Genomic DNA, 20,517 nt, shown 5'->3' with positions numbered 1-20,517 from the left:
AATGGCAATTTTGGTGACAGGTGGAGCAGGGTATATTGGTTCTCATACGGTAGCAGCATTGTTGGAACGTGGAGAAGAGGTTGTTGTACTGGATAACTTGCAGACAGGGCATCGTGAAGCGTTGCTCGGCGGTAAGTTGTATGAAGGGGATCTGCGTGACAAAGAAATTCTGGCGAAGCTGTTCGCTGAGAATTCAATCGATGCAGTCATTCACTTTGCAGCCAACTCACTCGTAGGCGAGAGTATGAAAGACCCGGTTAAATATTATGACAACAACGTGTTTGGTACACTCTGTCTGTTGGAAGCGATGAATGCAGCGAACGTACGCCGCATCGTCTTCTCCTCTACAGCAGCTACCTACGGTGAGCCTGAGAAAGTGCCAATCGAAGAGAGCGATCGTACAGAACCAACCAACGTATACGGTGAAACAAAGCTGATGATGGAACGCATGATGTCATGGTTCGATAAAGTTCAGGATATCAAATACGTTTCCCTGCGTTACTTCAATGCAGCTGGTGCACATGACAGCGGTAAAATTGGTGAAGATCACCAACCAGAGAGTCACTTGATTCCACTTGTACTGCAAACAGCATTGAAACAACGCCCGCACATCGCCGTGTTTGGTGACGACTATGCAACAGAAGATGGCACATGTATCCGTGACTATATCCACGTGAGCGACTTGGCTGATGCACATCTGCGTGCAGTAGATTATCTTCGTAAAGGTGAGAACAGTAATGTGTTCAATCTTGGTAACGGTACAGGATTCTCGGTAAAACAAGTGATCGAAACAGCTAAAAAAGTGACTGGCCTGGATATCCCGGTTGTACAGGAGCCACGTCGTGCAGGTGATCCGGCTGTGCTGGTAGCTTCATCTGCAAAAGCAAGATCTGTCCTGGGTTGGAATCCAAAATGGACCAATCTGGAAGATGTCATTCAAAGCGCTTGGAGCTGGCACCAATCACGTCCTGACGGCTACGGAAAAAACTAGGAGGCGAACACCTTATGTCACAGACTCATATTGCAGCAGGTGCCACAGAGCGGACACCGGAGCAGCAGGAAGCACTGCATGCCATTGAACGTCTGGTTGCATTTGCCTTGCAGAAACAATTAATCGAGGAAGCGGATTGGGATTACAGCCGCAACCTCTTGCTGGAACAATTCGGATTCTCAGAGCCTTATGCCGGCGAGTTGGACACGAATGTGCCCGATGGCCCACAGGCTATGCTGGATACGTTGATCGATTATGGATTTTCCATTGGACTCATTCCTGAAAATAGTGATACGTTCCGTGATTTGCTGGATGCCAAAATCATGGGTCATTTGATGGCTCGTCCATCCGAGGTGGTACGCGCATTCCGCCACACGGAGCAGACGGAAGGCATTGAGGTGGCCACATCTCAATTCTATGACTTGTCGATTAACTCCAACTACATCCGTATGGATCGGATCTCGAAGAACGTCTACTGGACACAGGACACGGCCTATGGAGACATGGAGATTACTATCAACCTGTCGAAGCCGGAGAAAAGTCCAAAGGAAATTGCCATGGCGAAATTGCTTCCGCCGCCGGTATATCCTAAATGCCAACTGTGTCGTGAAAATGTAGGTTATGCTGGTCGGGTGAATCACCCGGCCCGCCAGAATCTGAGAGTCATTCCGTTGGAACTTAACAGCGAGCCTTGGTTGTTCCAATACTCGCCGTATGTGTACTACAACGAGCACTGCATCATTTTCCATCATGATCATGTGCCGATGAAGCTGACGAAGGATACACTGCGCAGACTGCTTGCCTTTGTCGGGGAGTACCCGCATTACTTTATCGGATCTAACGCGGATCTGCCGATTGTAGGCGGTTCTATCCTGACACATGACCATTTCCAGGGTGGACGTCATACATTCGCCATTCAAAATGCACAGCCAGAGGCGGTCTTCCGCCATGCGGATGCACCTGGACTTACATTGAGTCTTGTAAAATGGCCAATGTCTGTAATGCGTCTGGCTTCACACGATCCTGCAGAGTTGCTTGAAGCGGGTAACGCCGTATATGAAGCGTGGAAGGTCTACAGTGATTCAACAGTGGATATCGAAGCATTCAGTGAAGTGGACGGGGAACAAGTGCCACACAATACGGTAACACCAATCGTTCGTCGCAGTGCAGATGGTGGTTATGAGATGGATCTTGTATTACGTAACAATCGTACGAATGATGTGCATCCAGAAGGCATTTTCCATCCGCACCGTGAAATGCACCATCTGAAGAAAGAAAACATTGGTCTGATCGAAGTGATGGGGCTTGCCATCCTGCCAGGTCGTTTGAAAGAAGAACTCGACAGTATCGCGGATATTCTCGCTGGAGATGCCAAACTTGCTGAAGCCGCCAAAGCTTCTGATCATGTGTTGAACAAACATCTGGGCTGGGCGGAAGAATTGATTGAACGGTTTGGTCCTAACCTGGACAAAGAACAAGCCGTTGCCATTGTACAGCAGGAAGTTGGCTTGAAATTTGCCGAGATTCTGGAACATGCAGGGGTCTACAAATATGATGAAGCAGGACGCCAGGCTTTCCGTCGTTTTGTAAGCAGCATGGGATATACTGAATAGACATGTATAACGATGAACACCAGCCCATAATACAAGGGCTGGTGTTTTTTTGAATATGATTTTTAACGGAGTTGTAAGCCAGTCGTTTGTTCTGTTGGAATTGAACGATAGATCAGGGCAGCCAGCTCGGCTCGGGTTAGGGAGTCATCCGGCCTGAACTGTCCGTGATATCCCACAACCATTCGAGTCTCGGCCAGTGTGGCTATGTAGTCGTGAGCCCAGTGGGAGGAGGGCACATCCTCAAAAGAACTCGTTTGGATCAGCGGCAGGTCCAGCGCGAGTACCAGAATTTTTGCTGCCTCAGCCCGTGTAAGTACCGCATCCGGATGGAAGAAATCATTTAAGCCGTTTGAAATATGGAATCCATCAATAAGGCCGATCTCTTGTAGTCGAGATATAGCATCAAAGTAGGGATGTGTGGACTCTACATCTTCAAAGGGAGCAGCCTTTCGGATTATCGGTAGCTCAAACGCTCCGTTGATTATACGAGCCATATGTTTACGCAAGATTGGCTGGTTAGGTCTGAATGTGGCATCGGGATATCCCTTTATCAGACCACGTGCAGCGATACTTTCAATCATCAAGCGTGCCCAGTGGGTTGAAATATCACTGAACACAACTGGGGTCAATGATATTGTTGGTTCTTTAGGTTCAGGTTCAACTTTAAGTTTAGGTTCGGTTTTAAGTTCCATTCCTGTATCAGGTTCGTGGGATGATGCGTCAGTAATAGAGCTACTGGTCCAGAAAGAAGGACTGCCACCATGGTTTTCAGAGCTATTAGTCTTTACCCATTTGGCATATAGCGTTATGGCCCGAGTTACGGTATCTCGGTCAAAATTCCAGGGAAGAGATAATGCCGAATCTATGTACCATCCATCAAATGAAAACCCGCTTTTGCTGGGCTGAGTGGGAGTCGCTATTGCTTGATTATTCCTAGTAATAGTAGAGGAAACGGGGCTTCCGCCTTGAGAGTCAAAAGAGACGGTCAAAGTTGAAATGGGATCGTCCTTATTCGTATCTTTGGACACAGTTGTCACTGAACTCGTCCACTTGGCGTATAGCGTGATGTCCCCAGTCACGATATCTCTGGCAAAATCCCAGGGAAGGGAGTATACCGAATCTATGTACCAGCCTTCAAACGAAAACCCGTCCTTGGTAGGTTGATTGGGAGGTACAATGGTTTGCCCATAAGTGGCTTGAGTGACTGCAACCGTGTTCCCTCCAATGGAGTCAAAGGAGACGACCACATTTAGTTTTTGAAAGGGAATGTCATCCCAGTAAGCGAAATCTTGAGCCTCTGAAGGATCAAAACCCGTAATAATAAGGGATGAGTTACCATCAAACGCTAAGAAACCAATTGACAAGACACTAGCTGGAATGAAGACAGTCGCCAACCGATTGTCCGCAAATGCCATCGCCCCGATAGAGGAGACACTATCCGGAATGACGACAGAAGTCAGTTGATTGTCCATAAATGTAGCATGTCCAATGGAAGAGACACGATTTGGAATAACAATGGAAGTCAGCTGGTTAGATGCAAATGCCCAGTATCCAATAGTTGAGACATTCTCTGGGATAACGACAGTAGTCAGTTTATTGTTTGTAAATGCACTATTTCCGATCGACATAACAGTCTCGGGAATAACGACAGAGGCCAGTTGGTTGTTAGTGAATGTGGAGTTCCCAATTGTGGATACACTGTCCGGAATGACGACAGAGGTCAGCCGGTTGTATGCAAATGCCAAGTCTCCAATAGTCGTGACAGTCTCTGGAATGACGATAGAAGTCAGTTGATTGATTTCAAATGCCCTTTCTCCAATAGTGGAGACGGTATGCGGAATAACTACAGAAGTCAAATGATCGCTGTAAAATGCTTTTTCACCAATAGAAGTAACTGGTTGACCGCCAATGGTTTCGGGAATAATGACATCTTTCGAAGTGCCCACATAGTCGTTTATTGTGATTCCATGAGCATTAGCGCTCGTTATGAAGTCTTTTTCTTTATTCGGCTCAGCATACATAACCATCTGTCCCCAGGGTACGAGGAACATTAGCAGAGCAAAGACGAAGATGCTTGCTTTTTTCAATCCAATAACCTCCTTAATATTTATTTTAAGAATTTTGAAGTTCTTTTGGTTACAGTACAACTGTTCGATGAGATTAACAATACTGAATCTCCAATAGGTGACCCGAGGGGACATGGGGGCGCGGTATTTGGATGACGGCACTCATATTCGTTCTCAGAAATGGAAGATGTCAGTTCCCGCATGTATAATGGTGGAAAGCCATTGAAAACATAACTCAATGAAGAAACGGGGACGAATAATTGGAAAAGCAGGTATTGAATATTCCGTTGATTACAGATGCTGAGGAACTGCAAGGCATGGTGGGTGAACCGCATGAACATGTGCGTAACAAGGCAATTTCATTTGTGGATTCACATGTTCAGAACTTTATATCCATGTCACCATTATTTTTCCTCTCCACCTCCGATCGTGATGGAAAAAGTGATGTGTCACCTCGGGGTGATGGAGCAGGATTTGTGAAAGTCTATGATACATATCGGCTCGTTTATCCCGAACGCCCAGGCAATCGGCGGATAGACTCGTTGTTGAACATGTTGTCGAACCCTGGTATTGGTATGCTCTTTTTGATTCCGGGTATGAATGAAGTGCTGCGTATTAATGGCACAGCATCCATTACTAAGGATGAGGAATTCATCGCCAGTATGGGCTGGAGTGGTAAAACCATAGGTGCGGCTGTCATTGTAGATGTGGAAGAGTGTTTTATCCATTGTCCGCGGGCATTTAAACAGGCTGGATTATGGGCCTCAGAAACATGGGTGGATGCTGAGAATTTGCCTTCATCAAGCGAGATGTTTCGAGCTCATTTGGAGATTAACGGGTTGTTATAAAGTGAGTGACTATCGATTTGTTTTTCTATAAACAGGGTACTATAATTGGAGTTGCACAAAAATACTAAACTCCATTGGAGGCGACAATAGATATGAGATCTTTCCAATTCTATAATCCAACCCGGCTGATTTTCGGCAAAGGACAACTGGAAGCATTAAAGACAGAAGTGCCGAAATACGGTAAACGGGTTCTGCTTGTATATGGTGGCGGCAGTATCAAACGCAGTGGTCTGTACGATCAAGTGATCGGTTTGCTTAAGGAAGCTGGAGCAGAAGTGACTGAACTGGCAGGTGTGGAACCTAACCCACGTCTTTCTACGGTGCATAAAGGGGTAGACCTCTGTAAAACAAATAACATCGACCTGATCCTCGCTGTAGGTGGCGGCAGTGTACTGGACTGCTCCAAAGCTATTGCTGTAGGTGCCAAATATGATGGCGATATGTGGGATTTTGCTCAGCGCAAAGCCGTTGCACAGGACGCTCTTCCACTCGGTACCGTATTGACCATGGCGGCAACTGGTTCGGAAATGAACTCCGGTTCGGTTATTACGAATCAGGATACACAAGAAAAACTGGGTTGGGGTAGCGCATACTCATTCCCTGCATTCTCTATCCTGGATCCGGTGAATACATACACTGTTCCGCTGGACCAAACGGTATACGGCATGGTGGATATGATGTCCCACGTATTGGAGCATTACTTCCATCTGGATGCCAATACACCGGTTCAACTCGGCTTCTGTGAGACGATTCTGCGTACTGTCATGGAAGCAGCGCCTCGTCTGGTTGAAGACCTGGAGAACTATGAACTGCGCGAAACAATTCTGTATTGCGGAACAATGGCACTGAATGGCGTGCTGAATATGGGTCTCGCAGGAGATTGGGCAACACATAATATTGAACATGCGGTTTCCGCAGTGTATGATATCCCACACGGCGGTGGACTTGCAATCTTGTTCCCACATTGGATGAAACATAACCTGGACGTGAATGTGGATCGATTCAAACGTCTGGCAATTAATGTATTCGAAGTGAACCCTGAAGGCAAGTCGGACAGACAGATTGCCGAAGAAGGTATCGATGCGCTCAGCAAATTCTGGACATCCATTGGTGCACCTAACCGTTTGGCTGATTACGATATCGATGATAACCAGATCGACGTAATGGCAGACAAAGCGATGCTGTTTGGCCCATTCGGTAATTTCAAGAAACTGCAACGGGAAGATGTTGTATCCATCTACAAGGATTCTCTGTAATTCTATAATCACTGACAAGTGAACGGACACATCCTGTTGTCCAATAAACCGCAAGTCTCCTTCATGGGGGCCTTGCGGTTTTTTCATGTATTCGGGCTGTACACGTGAATGATGGAGGAACATGAAGCAAGAAGAACAGAATGTCGTGATAATACCCATTATCGGGTTCAGAATACATTTGAGGAAAGATTTTGAAACATTTTGATGTTAGCTACGTATTTATTTACATGTGGAATGCCCAGTTAGGATGAATTTGCGGCAGAGAGAGGAGGAACAGGGGATGGAGACAATTTATTGGGGGTGTCTAATCGGAGGAGCGATATTTGCGGTTGTCAGCCTTGTGCTGGGTGACTTGATTGACGGCTTGCTGGACGGAGCCTTCGAAATGCCAGGTCTTGATTTTTTCAAACCCGTTGTGTTAGCTGGTTCCATTACAACCTTCGGTGGGGCAGGCATTATGCTGACACGTTATAGTTCATTAAGTGCGATGTCGGGTCTAATACTATCCCTACTTATAGGTATTGCTGCAGCCATGCTGGTATTCTTCGCATATATCAAACCGATGCGTAACAGCGATGTCTCGATTGCATTTTCAATGAAAGAGTTATCTGGGAAAATTGGGGAAATTACCATTCCGGTGCCGGAAAAAGGTTTTGGCGAAGTGATGATTCGTTTTGCTTCCGGAAGTACGATTCAAACGGCATCCAGCTTTGAACACCTCCCCATTGCGGCGGGAGCACGTGTAGTTGTGGTGGATGTTGTAGATGGTGTACTGCGTGTGTCGGAATGGGATGAAAATGTACTTAAAGATTTATAAAGTATTCTTATCACCTAAGTAGTTTAAGCACTCATCATGAATGAATAAGGGGAGAGATGTGGAATGGATAATTTGAATTTGAATTGGGATGTATTGCTGATTCCTATAGTTGTAGTCGGTGTCATTCTAATTTTAGGTTTGGCTTTCTGGGCGAGATACAAAACGGTTGGACCGGATGAGGCGATGATCGTTACGGGATCATTCCTGGGTAGCAAAAATATCTCCGATGATGATTCTGGCCGAAAAATTAAGATTGTTCGTGGTGGCGGTGCATTTATCCTGCCGATATTCCAGCAATCCGAATTTATCTCCTTATTGTCCCACAAGCTGGATGTCTCCACACCTGAAGTGTACACGGAGCAAGGGGTTCCGGTTATTGCTGACGGTGTAGCTATTATCAAGGTTGGAGGCGCTGTAGAAGACGTTGCTACGGCAGCTGAGCAATTCATCGGTAAACCTGTAGAAGCGCTGAGAAGCGAAGCACAGGAGGTACTGGAGGGGCATTTGCGGGCCATCCTCGGTACAATGACGGTGGAAGAAGTATATCGGAACCGGGATCGGTTTGCGCAAGAGGTTCAAGGCGTAGCAGCTAGAGATCTGAAGAAAATGGGCCTTCAAATTGTCTCATTTACCATCAAGGATGTGCGTGACAAACAGGGTTACCTGGATGCTCTCGGTAAACCGAGAATTGCTGCTGTGAAGCGTGATGCCGAGATAGCTGAAGCGGAAGCGATGCGTGATGCACGTATTCAGAAGGCCAATGCGGAAGAGCAGGGTCAAAAAGCAGAGTTGCTGCGTGATACCAATATCGCTGAGGCAGCCAAAGAGAAAGAACTGAAAGTAGCCACGTTTAAGCGGGATCAGGATACAGCCAAAGCGGAAGCCGACCAGGCGTACCATATCCATGAAGCTCGTGCGAGACAGACCGTGGTGGAAGAAGAAATGAAGGTTGAACTCGTTCGTAAAGAACGTGAGATCGATCTCCAAGAAAAAGAAATCGTTGTACGTGAGAAGCAATACGATGCCGAAGTGAAGAAAAAGGCAGAAGCGGATCGTTATGCGGTAGAGCAGGCTGCCGAAGCGGATAAAGCCAAAAGAATGCGTGAAGCTGATGCAGTACAGTATTCCATCGAAACACATGCCAAAGCAACAGCTGAACAGAAGCGACTTGAAGGTCAGGCCATGGCGGATGCAGAACTTGCCAAAGGTACAGCAGATGCAGAAGTTATTCGTTTGCGTGGTCTTGCAGAAGCAGAAGCAAAAGAAAAACTGGCAGAAGCGTTCCAGAAGTTTGGCGAAGCGGCTGTACTCGATATCATTGTCAAAATGCTGCCTGAACTGGCTGGCAAAATTGCAGAGCCAATTGCATCCATTGATAAACTGACGGTGGTAGATACAGGTAAAGGTGAAGGTGCAGCACGAGTGAGTAACTATGTTACCGAACTTATGGCGACCGCTCCAGAGATGCTCAAAAGTGTATCCGGCATCGATGTAGAGCAGCTGATTAAAGGCCTTACGAAGTCTAAAACACCTGCGCCAGTTGCCATTCAACAGAGCGAGGCTGTTACAACTCCTTCTATAATCGACAAGATTGTGGAAAGAGCTGGAGTTGACGAGTAAGAAGCACTTCCAATCTTGCATGGTTGCTCTATTGACCTTAAGGCGAATTTTTGTTACTTTTTAAGCGAGACGTCCGGCGCGGTTTGCCCGCTCCGGGTGTCTTTTCGTTCGTAACAGGGTGTGACTTAACCACACCTAAGATGGTGTGAAAAAGAGGTGCAAACAATGAGCAGCTTGCATGTAGATAAAGCGCTAAATAATAATGTAATCATTGCACAGCATCCAGAACACGGGGAAGTCGTTGTTATTGGTAAAGGCATTGGCTTTAACCGAAAACCGAGTGATCACATTCCATTGATGGCTGTGGAGAAAATGTTTATTTTGAAAAACCAGCAGGAGCAAGAGCAGTACAAGCAGCTTCTTCCACAGGTGGATGAAGCACTGATCGAGATTATTAACGAAGTTATTACGTATATTGCAGAGCGTACGGACGTTCCTCTGAATGAACATATCCATATTGCATTAACCGATCACATTTCTTTCGCGTTAAAACGCAAGGAGCAGGGCATTATCATACAAAATCCATTTTTATATGAAACCCGCGAGATTTACCCTGAAGAATATCGAATGGGAGAATACGCTGTTCGTCTGATCAAAGAGAAAATGGGTGTAGATCTGGGGATGGACGAGATTGGTTTTGTTGCCCTCCATATCTATAGCGCAATGACCAATCAAAATATATCCCAGGTACGTGAGCATTCACAATTGATCACTGATTTGGTGAACCTGGTGTCTGATCAACTCGATTATTCGTTTGAAACGGAATCGCTGGATTACTCTCGTTTGCTGACTCATCTTCGGTTCGCCCTTGAGCGTGTTCGCCGTGGAGACAAAGTGGAAGAGCTTCATAAGTTGGATTCCCTGCTTAAGTTGGAGTATCCCGAAATGTACTCGCTTGCATGGAAACTGACCAAAGTAATGGAGAAAAGACTGAAACTGCCGGTTTATCCTGCGGAGGTAGGTTATCTGACCATTCATCTGCAAAGGCTGAATCAGCGGAAGGAAGAAGAGAATAAGTGAGATCATTCCAGTGATGGAATGCGGAATTTATTTTTTTGGTGTAAAGGCTTGCAATAGATTAGAACTGGTGCTACAATGGTTTCCGTAATCAAGCAACTGAATAAACATAAGCGACGTGTTACTGACTCGATCAGGCATGAGTTAATTAAAGTGTGATTGTTCTTTCCTTGTACAGGGTATGCTATACCCCAAGGTTGGCACAGTTTACTTTATTAATTCATGCCTTTTTTTGTGTTCCCTTGCTTGCATCACAACATATAAATTAGACGAAAGGGAGAAACGACGCGATGTTCAAAAAGCTTTTTGGTGTATTGCAAAGAGTAGGTAAAGCTCTCATGTTGCCTGTAGCCATTCTACCTGCGGCAGGTTTGCTGCTCGGAATCGGTAACATGTTGGTTAATCCAGATTTCTTGCAATATGTAACGGCGCTCGACACCCCTTGGGTGAACTCGATCGCAACAATTATGATGAACGCAGGTCAGATCGTATTCGATAATCTGGCATTGCTGTTCGCCGTCGGTGTAGCCGTCGGATTGGCTGGTGGCGAAGGGGTTGCAGGTCTGGCAGCGATCATCGGTTATCTGGTCATGAACGTCACACTGGGTACCGCAGTAGGGGTTACTCCGGCCATGATCGGTGAAGTACCGGGTTATGCCAGCATCTTGGGCATCCCAACATTAAGTACAGGCGTGTTCGGAGGTATAATTATAGGTATTGCCGCCGCGCTGTGTTACAATCGATTTTTCAAAATCGAACTGCCGTCTTACCTCGGTTTCTTTGCAGGTAAACGATTTGTACCGATTATCACTTCGGTTGTTTCCCTCTTAATCGGGTTGCTTCTGGTGATTATCTGGCCGCCGATTCAAAATGGATTGAATACTGTATCTCACTTCATGGTAGATACAAGCCCGACATTGTCGGCATTCATCTTCGGAGTTGTAGAACGGTCATTAATTCCGTTTGGTCTTCACCACATTTTCTACTCCCCATTCTGGTTTGAGTTTGGTGAGTATGTGAACAAAGCTGGAGATGTCATCCGTGGTGACCAGCAAATCTTCTTCAATCAATTGCGTGATGGTGTGAACCTCACAGCGGGAACATTCCAAGTTGGTAAATTCCCGTTCATGATGTTCGGTTTGCCAGCAGCGGCACTTGCGATGTACCATGAAGCAAGACCGGAACACAAAAAGTATGTTGCAGGGATCATGGGTTCAGCTGCGCTGACCTCGTTCCTGACAGGTATCACAGAACCACTTGAATTCTCGTTCCTGTTTGTAGCACCAATCCTGTTTGCAGTACACTGTATCTTTGCAGGTTTGTCTTTCATGACCATGCAAATTCTGGGTGTCAAGATCGGTATGACCTTCTCCGGTGGGTTCATTGACTTCCTGATCTTCGGGATTATTCCGAACCGTACACCATGGTGGGACGTTATTATTGTCGGATTGATTCTTGCGGTGATCTATTACTTCGGTTTCCGGTTTATCATTCGCAAATTCAATCTCAAAACACCAGGACGTGAAGATGCAACGCCTGAAACCGAATCTGGCGGAGGCTCTGGTTCAACGGATGACCTGCCACATAACATTCTCGAAGCTTTTGGTGGCAAAGAGAATATCAAACATCTGGACGCTTGTATTACTCGTTTGCGGATTGAAGTTAATGAGAAATCCAATGTGAAAAAAGATCGTTTGAAACAATTGGGTGCATCTGGTGTACTTGAAGTGGGTAATAATGTTCAAGCCATCTTCGGAACACGTTCCGACACGATCAAATCTCAAATGCAGGATATTATTGCAGGTCGAACACCAGCACCAACGCCAGCAGCTGCCAAACCAACTCCTGAAGAGGAGAAGGCACAAGGTGAGCAGGGCGAGCGCATCGTTGCTGAGGATATCGTCATGCCAGTCAATGGTGAATTGCTGGACATTACAAACGTACCTGATCCGGTCTTTGCTGAGAAAATGACAGGTGATGGATTCGCAATTTTGCCACATGATGGTACGATAACTTCTCCTGTGTATGGTAAAGTGTTTAATGTATTTCCAAGCAAACATGCCGTGGGCATCATGTCCGATGGTGGTAAGGAAGTGCTTGTTCATATAGGTGTTAATACGGTGAAGCTGAAAGGTCAAGGCTTTAACGTACTGGTACAGGAAGGTGATCTGGTATCGGCAGGTCAGCCGATTATGGAAGTGGATCTGGAGTATGTCAAAGCAAACGCTCCTTCGATCATTTCACCAGTTATTTTCACTAACCTGCCAGAGGGCTCTACAGTAACTCTGAAGAAGAGTGGAGTGCTGAAAGTTGGCGAACAGCCAATCATTGAGATAAAATAAGAAGTGTTACGACGATGGCAAGCAAGTGTAAATATATGCAATGCCTAAACCAAACTACTGAAAGTGAGATGATTGTAATGCAACAAACATTCAGAATTACAGACGAAGATGGTATCCACGCACGTCCGGCGACAGCCCTGGTTAATACAGCAAACAAATTCAAAGGTGCAGAATCCTTTGCAGAAGCTAACGGTAAAAAAGTAACTTTGAAATCCATCCTGGGTGTTCTTTCCCTCGGATTGGAACAAGGCGACACCATCAGCATCATCGTTGAAGGCGAAGGCGAATCTGAAGCTCTTCAAGCTTTGACTGACGTTATGGTTAACGAAGGGTTGGGCGAAATTAATGCTTAATGTCTCCGGGATCGCGGCTTCGGCGGGTATTGCTATCGCCAAGGCGTTTATCTTGGAGCATCCTGACTACTCTGTAGAAAAACGCCAAATTAACGACGTTGACGCAGAGATCGCGAAACTCGACTCAGCTCTGGGTAAATCCCAGGCTGAGCTTGAGGCGATCAAAGAGCGTACTTTACAAGAGCTTGGCGAGAAAAAAGCTGAAATTTTTGCTTCGCATTTGCTCATTCTGAATGACCCTGAACTCATTGATCCGGTTAAAGCTAGAATTGCGGATGACATGATCAATGCAGAATTTGCTTTGAACGAAACAGCATCGCAATTTATCTCCATGTTTGAGAACATGAAGAGTGCTTACCTGCAGGAACGTGCTGCAGATATGCGTGACGTTACCAAACGTGTGCTAAATCACTTGCTTGGTATCGACTTCATGAGTCCCGCTGAGATCAATGAAGAAGTGATTGTGCTTGCGGAGGATCTAACACCTTCCGACACGGCTCAATTGAACCGCCAATTTGTTAAAGGTTTTGCAACCAACATTGGTGGACGTACTTCTCACTCGGCAATTATGGCTCGCTCTCTTGAGATTCCGGCTGTTGTTGGAACCAAGGACATCTTGGCTCAAGCGAAACAAGGCGATATGATTATTGTTGACGGTCTGGATGGTCACGTACTGGTTAACCCTACTGATGAAGTTATTGCTGAATACCGTGCCAAACAGGAACAGTATGATGCACAACGTGCAGAGTGGAGAAAACTTCGTGATGAGCCAACGGTAACGGTGGACAACGTTCATGTTGAACTTGCAGCTAACATTGGTACACCAAATGACGTAACGGGTGTTCTGGAAAACGGCGGCGAGGCTGTAGGCCTGTACCGTACCGAGTTCTTGTACATGGGCAGAGACAAGCTTCCTTCCGAAGACATTCAGTATAATGCTTACAAAGCGGTACTGGAAAAAATGGAAGGCAAACCTGTCGTTGTTCGTACACTGGACATCGGTGGAGACAAAGAGCTTCCATACCTGGATCTGCCAAAAGAAATGAATCCATTCCTCGGCTTCCGCGCAGTTCGTCTGTGTCTGGACCGTCTGGATATCTTCCGTACACAATTGCGTGCATTGCTGCGTGCAAGCGTACATGGAAACCTGCGTGTCATGTTCCCAATGATCGCAACACTCGGTGAATTCCGTGAAGCAAAAGCTGTCTTGCTCGAAGAGAAAGAAAAGCTGGTTGCTGAAGGTATTGCTGTTTCTGACAGCATTCAACTCGGAATCATGGTCGAAATTCCTTCGACTGCAGTTCTGGCGGATCAGTTTGCAAAAGAAGTGGATTTCTTCAGTATCGGAACGAACGATCTGATTCAATACACGATGGCTGCTGACCGTATGAACGAACGAGTGGCGTATCTGTATCAACCTTACAACCCGGCCATTTTGCGTTTGGTTAAAATGGTTATCGATGCAGCGCATCGTGAAGGCAAATGGGTTGGCATGTGTGGTGAGATGGCAGGAGACGAAACAGCAATTCCATTGCTGCTTGGTCTTGGATTGGATGAGTTCAGCATGAGCGCAACCTCCATTCTGCCAGCTCGTAGTCAGATCACCAAGCTGTCCCGTGCGGATATGCAGGAACTGGCTGCTAAAGCTCTGGATATGCAAACGGCTGAACAAGTCGTTGAATTGGTTCAAAGCATTCAAGCGTAATTTTGCCGGGGTTTCCTCCGTATTTGAGGTTTTTCTTTTTCCGATAATGAGCTGCATCCATGCAGCGATTTTGCCGGTATCCGCTGTTACAGCGGGTACTGGCTTTTTTTGTTGCTCGAACGTATAGGAATTAGAAGGGGAGTACGAGGAGAAAGGTCCTGTAATGTCTAGCCAAAAAAATGCTCTTACTGATGTAGTTAACATCAACAAGAGCATGATTAGTAATACACTTAGTGCTTAACTGCAAGCGCAGTTCAGTACAGGTTTGCGAGCGGCGGTGGTTTCATCCAGACGAGTGACCGGTGTTCCGTAAGGTGCGTTGAGTACCAATTCTGGTGTCTCTTCCGCTTCTTTGGCAATCCGTATCATCGTATCAATGAAGCCATCCAGCGTTTCTTTACTTTCGGTTTCTGTCGGCTCGATCATGATGCATTCCTCCACGTTGAGCGGGAAGTACACCGTAGGTGGGTGATATCCAAAATCAAGCAATCGTTTGGCAACATCAAGTGTGCGCACACCGTATTGCTTCAAACCCCGACCAGACATGACAAATTCATGTTTACATACGCCTGGATACGGAATCTCGTAGTAAGGTGCGAGACGGGCCATCATATAATTAGCATTCAGTACCGCGCATTCAGAGACTCGGCGTAACCCTTCCGGCCCATAGGTGCGAATGTAGGCATAGGCACGTACCAAAATACCGAAGTTGCCGTAGTAGGCTTTTACCCGCCCAATGGATTGATCGCCTTCACGATCGAATGCATACATACCATCATCATTTTTGATTACCATTGGCTTAGGCAGGAACGGAACTAAACGACTCTTCACGCCGACTGGTCCGGCGCCTGGTCCACCACCGCCATGAGGCGTACTCATCGTTTTGTGCAAGTTCAGATGCACCACGTCAAAGCCCATATCACCCGGACGGGTAATGCCCATAATGGCATTGGAGTTGGCTCCATCGTAGTACAACAAGCCACCAGCCTGATGTACGATGGATGCAATCTCCTGAATGTCTTTCTCGAACAAACCAAGTGTATTCGGGTTTGTCAGCATCAATGCTGCTGTATCGGAACCAACGGCTGCACGGAGTGCGTCCAGATCGACCAGTCCGTCTGCACGGGACGGAATTGTCACAGTCTCAAATCCTGCAACGGTTGCACTTGCCGGGTTGGTACCATGAGAGGAATCGGGCACGATGACTTTGGTACGTTGTTCGCCACGACCTTCGTGGTAGGCACGAATCATCATAAGTCCAGTCCATTCTCCATGAGCACCAGCGGCTGGTTGCAGGGTCACAGCGTCCATACCTGTCAGACCTGCAAGGTCGTTTTGCAACGTATATAACAGTTCAAGTGCACCTTGAATGCTGGATTCATGCTGGTACGGATGGATTTTGGCGAATCCATTGTAACGAGCAACATCCTCATTGATCTTTGGATTGTATTTCATCGTACAAGAGCCCAGTGGATAAAATCCGTTATCTACACCGAAGTTGCGACGGGAGAGCGCAGTATAATGTCGAATAACATCTACCTCGAACACTTCCGGTAGTGCCGCTGCTTCCGAACGGAGCATTTCCCGGGGAATCAACGTATCGGCAGACTGGCGAGGAACGTCACATTCTGGCAAGGAATAAGCGACACGTCCGGGGCTGCTGAGTTCAAAAATCAATGATTTTTCTGGAGCAGGAGATAAGGTCTGTGCACTAAATGTTGTATCCGTCTCAGGTTGAACCGAGGTGGAGACAGAGGTACCTGTTTTCGATTGTCCGTGTACCGATGTTGTCGTTGTCGTCGTCGTTTCCTGAGTCACAGCGATCCCTCCAATGCTCGTGCGAATTCGTCAATCTCTTCCTTAGTGCGCCGTTCGGTAACAGCAATCAGCATATGTCCGGCAAGCTCAGGATAATAACGTCCAAGTTCGTAGCCACCAATAAAGCCTGCATCCAGCAGTTTCAACTGAAGAGCATCCACGTCTGTTCCTTCAGGAAGTTTAATCACGAATTCATTAAATGTTGGTGCATTAAAAGTAAGACAAACTCCAGGAATTGCAGTTAATGTATTCAGGGTGTAATGACTCTTTTGCAAATTCAGATCCGCGACATCGATCATACCCTGTTTACCCATGATGGACATATACACAGATGCGCTGAGTGCAAGCAAAGCTTGGTTGGAACAGATGTTGGATGTCGCTTTTTCGCGGCGGATATGCTGTTCACGTGCTTGCAGTGTGAGTACAAAACCACGTTTGCCGTTGCGATCCGTGGTCTGGCCTACAATTCGGCCAGGAATTCGGCGCATATGAGGCTGGGACACGGCGAAATATCCGCATGTCGGGCCGCCGAGTGAAGCGGCGATACCGAGGGGCTGCGCATCGCCAACAACGATGTCGGCACCCAGCTTGCCTGGGGCTTCCAGCAGACCCAGCGATAGCGGGTTGGCACTTACAACGAGCAGGCCCTTGTGCGCATGCACGAGGTCGGCAGCCTGCTTCACATTTTCCACGGCACCGAAGAAGTTCGGACTCTGGATCATGACAGCAGCGGTATCGTCTGATATGGCGGTTTGCAGGGCATCCCAGTCAGTGACGCCATCCTTATAACCAATCTCGACAATCTCCAGACGGAGTCCGTGCGCATATGCCTGCAATACCTGACGGGCTTCCGGATGAACGGTACGGGGTACGATGAGCTGTTTGCGACGAGTTGCCGCTGCGGCCAAATTACCGGCTTCCGCAAAAGCTGTTGCGCCGTCATACATACTGGCATTGGCTACAGCCATACCGGTTAATTCACAGATGTAGGATTGAAATTCGAAAATGGCCTGTAGTTCACCTTGGCTGATCTCAGGCTGATAAGGTGTGTAGGCAGTGTAGAACTCGGAACGGGAAATGACATGATTGATGACGGAAGGAACATGATGATCGTATATGCCTGCGCCGAGGAAGCTGGCGTGTGTTTCAAAATTGGCGTTGGCGCCGGCTTGTTTGGACATGTGACGTGTCAGCGCATATTCATCGAGTTTGGAGGATACAGGTAGCTCGCCCTGATAACGAATCTCTTTTGGAATGTCCTGAAACAAATCCTCCAGCGTATCCACACCGATGGTTGCGAGCATGGCGCTCTGATCTTGCTCAGTCATGGGAATGTAACGGTGCTTGCTCATGCTTGATCAGCTCCTTGAGTAGGTGTCTTCGACGTACGTGTCCGTTTATGAAAAGGGGTCTTTACGACCTCGGCTTTTAGTTTCTTGCCGCGGATCTCAATCTCAAGTGGGGTTCCCAGCGCAGCGTATTTGCTGTCGATGAGGGCAAGACCCAGATTACGCTTCAATGAAGGTGATTGTGTGCCTGTTGTCACTTCACCAATCTGTACGCCTTCGGCGTAAATCGGATAGTGGGGGCGGGGAATACCGCGCTCCAACACTTCGATGCCGACCAGTTTGCGGGCGGGCCCGTCAGTTTTTTGCTGTAACAAGGCTTCGTGTCCGATAAAAGGTCCGGCATTCAGCTTCACAAACATACCTACGCCAGCTTCGAGTGGAGAGATAGTTGCCGACAATTCCTGTCCATACAGAGGGAGCTTTGCTTCAAAGCGCAGTGTATCCCGGGCACCAAGTCCGGTTGGTACGAGTCCGTAACCTTCACCGGCTTGCATTAATCCATTCCAGACCACAGCGGCCTGGTCCGCAGGAACATATAGCTCAAAGCCATCTTCACCGGTATAACCGGTACGGGACAACAGTAATTTTACTCCACATACTTCAGCATCCTGAACAAAACGAAACGGTTCAATCGAGGATAGATCCGTATCTGTAACTTTCCCGATAATGTCTACAGCCAGTGGACCTTGCAAGGCGAGCAGCGCTGTCTGCTCCGAATCATTGGTCATACTTACGCCGGGGATCAAGTGCTCTTGCAGCCACGCCCAATCCTTGTCGATGTTGGAGGCGTTAACCACAAGCATATAATGCTGATCTTCCAGCTTATACACGAGCAGATCATCCACCACACCGCCATCTGGATAACACATCAGGGTGTACTGGGCTTGACCGGGAACCAGCGTGGTCACATCATTAGTCATCATTTGTTGCAAAAAAACTTCAGCCTGCTCACCCTGTACCGTGAATTCGCCCATATGGGATACATCGAACAGTCCCGCGCGCTCGCGTACCGCTTCATGTTCTTTCTGGATTCCGCTAAATTGTACCGGAAGCTCCCAGCCTCCAAAATCAATGCACCGTACGCCTTCGTATTGCTGATATAGTGGGAAGAGTGGTGTTCTAAGCAAATCGGACATCAAATCACCTCGTCATGGGCCGTGAGCCGGCCGGATATACAATCGTGGATCAATGAACCAGGGTATTTTTAAATTTTTAGCTAGATATTTTCATCACATAAGTATGGTAAGGCAGCTATGGCAGCGCCGTTCTACATCCTGTTTTTCGTTTTTTGGGAAAAAGGAAAAGGACAGGCCAAAGAATCGGCATGCCAAGTAGCACGCTGTATTCTAAGGCTCTGTCCCTTGTACCTGAGAGTTACCCCGCTGCGTTGTGCAGCAGGTTTCCCCTTGGGTGATCATAACGCCCGCACAGGGCGAATAGATGCTCTCCAGAGTTGCGTCCCGTAAAAGTCCTTTTGCCTGAGAGATTCACCTCCGCTTATCGGTGGTTTACTCCTTCGGCGTTACCTCATGTACATCCCGAATCGGGTGTCACGGGTAATCTCTCCCTTTACATTCATCCGCGGGTATAACATAGTCCAATAAACACTTTTACTCCTCTCATTAAAACGTGAATCCACTGCTGATGTCAAGAACGATGTCATAGATAATAATTAAAAACCGAATATTTATTTTTCTTTCGATATTATTGTTCGTCTATTTAAAAAGACTGCGCTTACTATTCTAATATTCACCAGTATATGAAGAAAGAGTGTAATCCGGTTACAGGATTTAGAGGTGTTCAGCAAATAAATTGTGAGGTATCTTGACATTTGATTCAAAAATGTCATACGCTATGTTCTGGGAAAAAGGTTAAGGTCAAAGAACGCATGCACTCATTTAATGAAAAGCGAGGCGGATATCGATGAGCGAATTGAAAAGTGATTTCCTGTACAGTGAAGAGCACGAATGGGTGCAAACCGTAGGGGAGGATACTGTACGTATTGGCATTACCGAGTTCGCGCAGCATCAGCTGGGTGACATTGTGTTTGTGGAATTGCCTGACCTTGAAACCAATGTAAAAGCAGAGGACAGCATTGGAACGATCGAATCGGTCAAAACGGTTTCGGACTTGTTCTCTCCCGTCACAGGTTCAATTATTGCAGTGAATGATTCGTTGCAGGACTCCCCTGAACTTGTGAACAGCTCTCCTTACGAGGAAGGCTGGATGATTGAGATCCGTGTTGAGGGAGATCTGACAGCAGCATTGTCTACATTGATGAATGCAGACGCGTATCGGAAACATACGGAAGAATAGTATCAACGAACTTGTACTTATTAACATATATTTTATAATTAAATGATATGAGCTTCATATTGTTTCGACCTGTGTGAGCCGGATGCTTGCACAGGTTTTTTGTGCTTTCCAAGAATGGTTTCCAATGCGGATTTGAGCAGATTGTGGATGTACATCACCAGATTGGACCAAGCTATAGGTAGGAAAATTATTCTGGAAATGATAAAAGTCATAGGCAAGAAAAGCCTTGTGTATCAATGGGTTCAGCCATTATGCATCCATTAAAACGATTACATAACCTAATGTTGTCATCATTGTTCATGACGAAAGTACGCTTTCATTTCATTGAACAGGAGAGCATTCTCGCTTAGGATTACAGCAGGGGAGAAATGATACCCCTTTCATAAATCATAATCACTTGATCCAA

The 20,517-nt window shown here is 46.8% G+C and carries 15 protein-coding genes and 1 riboswitch; of the genes, 11 read left to right on the top strand and 4 right to left on the bottom strand.

From position 1 onward, the window contains the following. Window position 1 precedes the first annotated feature (1 nt). Both galE and MKY95_RS26020 read left to right on the top strand, forming a co-directional pair. Entirely contained in the window at window positions 2-991 is a 990-nt protein-coding gene (galE, locus tag MKY95_RS26025; RefSeq protein WP_017686840.1) for a UDP-glucose 4-epimerase GalE, read from the top strand. Between the two features lie 14 nt (window positions 992-1,005). Beyond that, complete coding sequence (locus MKY95_RS26020; protein ID WP_339195123.1) at window positions 1,006-2,604, top strand: UDP-glucose--hexose-1-phosphate uridylyltransferase; 1,599 nt, start codon at window positions 1,006-1,008, stop codon at window positions 2,602-2,604. Between the two features lie 62 nt (window positions 2,605-2,666). On the opposite strand, the gene MKY95_RS26015 is transcribed toward MKY95_RS26020, so the two are convergent. Next, on the bottom strand, window positions 2,667-4,691 hold the full coding sequence (locus MKY95_RS26015; RefSeq protein ID WP_076319872.1) for a leucine-rich repeat protein: 2,025 nt from the start codon (window positions 4,689-4,691) through the stop codon (window positions 2,667-2,669). Window positions 4,692-4,930: 239 nt separating this feature from the next. On the opposite strand from MKY95_RS26015, the gene MKY95_RS26010 reads away from it, so the two are divergent. From MKY95_RS26010 to ptsP, 8 genes are all read left to right on the top strand, one after another. Continuing rightward, window positions 4,931-5,518 (top strand): MSMEG_1061 family FMN-dependent PPOX-type flavoprotein, encoded by a 588-nt coding sequence (locus MKY95_RS26010; protein WP_256721343.1) that lies wholly within the window; start codon window positions 4,931-4,933, stop codon window positions 5,516-5,518. 92 nt (window positions 5,519-5,610) lie between these two features. Then, a complete protein-coding gene (locus MKY95_RS26005; protein WP_076319873.1) occupies window positions 5,611-6,774 on the top strand; it encodes an iron-containing alcohol dehydrogenase in 1,164 nt (387 codons plus the stop codon). A gap of 280 nt (window positions 6,775-7,054) precedes the next feature. Next, on the top strand, window positions 7,055-7,591 hold the full coding sequence (locus MKY95_RS26000; RefSeq protein ID WP_017686844.1) for a hypothetical protein: 537 nt from the start codon (window positions 7,055-7,057) through the stop codon (window positions 7,589-7,591). Window positions 7,592-7,654: 63 nt separating this feature from the next. Next, the gene (locus MKY95_RS25995) at window positions 7,655-9,211 is read left to right on the top strand and encodes a flotillin family protein (RefSeq protein ID WP_036617002.1); all 1,557 of its coding nucleotides are present in this window, start codon (window positions 7,655-7,657) and stop codon (window positions 9,209-9,211) included. A 165-nt stretch (window positions 9,212-9,376) separates the two neighbouring features. Then, window positions 9,377-10,231: a PRD domain-containing protein gene (locus tag MKY95_RS25990; protein ID WP_047844046.1), complete on the top strand. Its 855-nt coding sequence runs from the start codon at window positions 9,377-9,379 to the stop codon at window positions 10,229-10,231. Between the two features lie 287 nt (window positions 10,232-10,518). Next, window positions 10,519-12,570, top strand: a complete 2,052-nt coding sequence (ptsG, locus tag MKY95_RS25985; protein ID WP_074096186.1) for a glucose-specific PTS transporter subunit IIBC — start codon at window positions 10,519-10,521, stop codon at window positions 12,568-12,570. A gap of 77 nt (window positions 12,571-12,647) precedes the next feature. After that, window positions 12,648-12,923 (top strand): HPr family phosphocarrier protein, encoded by a 276-nt coding sequence (locus MKY95_RS25980; RefSeq protein ID WP_339195115.1) that lies wholly within the window; start codon window positions 12,648-12,650, stop codon window positions 12,921-12,923. Beyond that, entirely contained in the window at window positions 12,916-14,628 is a 1,713-nt protein-coding gene (gene ptsP, locus MKY95_RS25975) for a phosphoenolpyruvate--protein phosphotransferase (RefSeq protein ID WP_047844045.1), read from the top strand. Before MKY95_RS25980 ends, ptsP begins: the two co-directional genes overlap by 8 nt. 237 nt (window positions 14,629-14,865) lie before the next feature. On the opposite strand, the gene gcvPB is transcribed toward ptsP, so the two are convergent. The 3 genes from gcvPB to gcvT all read right to left on the bottom strand — a co-directional run bounded on the left by gcvPB (window position 14,866) and on the right by gcvT (window position 18,931). Next, window positions 14,866-16,305, bottom strand: coding sequence for an aminomethyl-transferring glycine dehydrogenase subunit GcvPB (gene gcvPB / locus MKY95_RS25970; RefSeq protein ID WP_339200050.1), 1,440 nt, complete (start codon window positions 16,303-16,305; stop codon window positions 14,866-14,868). 137 nt (window positions 16,306-16,442) lie between these two features. Then, on the bottom strand, window positions 16,443-17,798 hold the full coding sequence (gcvPA, locus tag MKY95_RS25965) for an aminomethyl-transferring glycine dehydrogenase subunit GcvPA (protein WP_339195111.1): 1,356 nt from the start codon (window positions 17,796-17,798) through the stop codon (window positions 16,443-16,445). Next, window positions 17,795-18,931 (bottom strand): glycine cleavage system aminomethyltransferase GcvT, encoded by a 1,137-nt coding sequence (gene gcvT, locus MKY95_RS25960; protein WP_339195108.1) that lies wholly within the window; start codon window positions 18,929-18,931, stop codon window positions 17,795-17,797. Before gcvT ends, gcvPA begins: the two co-directional genes overlap by 4 nt. A 320-nt stretch (window positions 18,932-19,251) precedes the next feature. Further along, a riboswitch (glycine riboswitch) is annotated at window positions 19,252-19,374 on the bottom strand. Window positions 19,375-19,718: 344 nt separating this feature from the next. Here gcvT and gcvH point away from each other — a divergent pair. Next, window positions 19,719-20,111 carry a glycine cleavage system protein GcvH gene (gene gcvH, locus MKY95_RS25955; RefSeq protein WP_047844042.1) on the top strand — a complete coding sequence of 131 codons (393 nt, stop codon included), beginning with the start codon at window positions 19,719-19,721 and terminating at the stop codon, window positions 20,109-20,111. Window positions 20,112-20,517 lie beyond the last annotated feature (406 nt).

This window comes from Paenibacillus sp. FSL P4-0176, from assembly GCF_037975265.1.
Classification (GTDB): domain Bacteria; phylum Bacillota; class Bacilli; order Paenibacillales; family Paenibacillaceae; genus Paenibacillus; species Paenibacillus amylolyticus.
The sequence above is the reverse complement of the archived record's forward strand: the minus strand, read 5'-3'. Positions and strand labels throughout refer to the sequence as shown.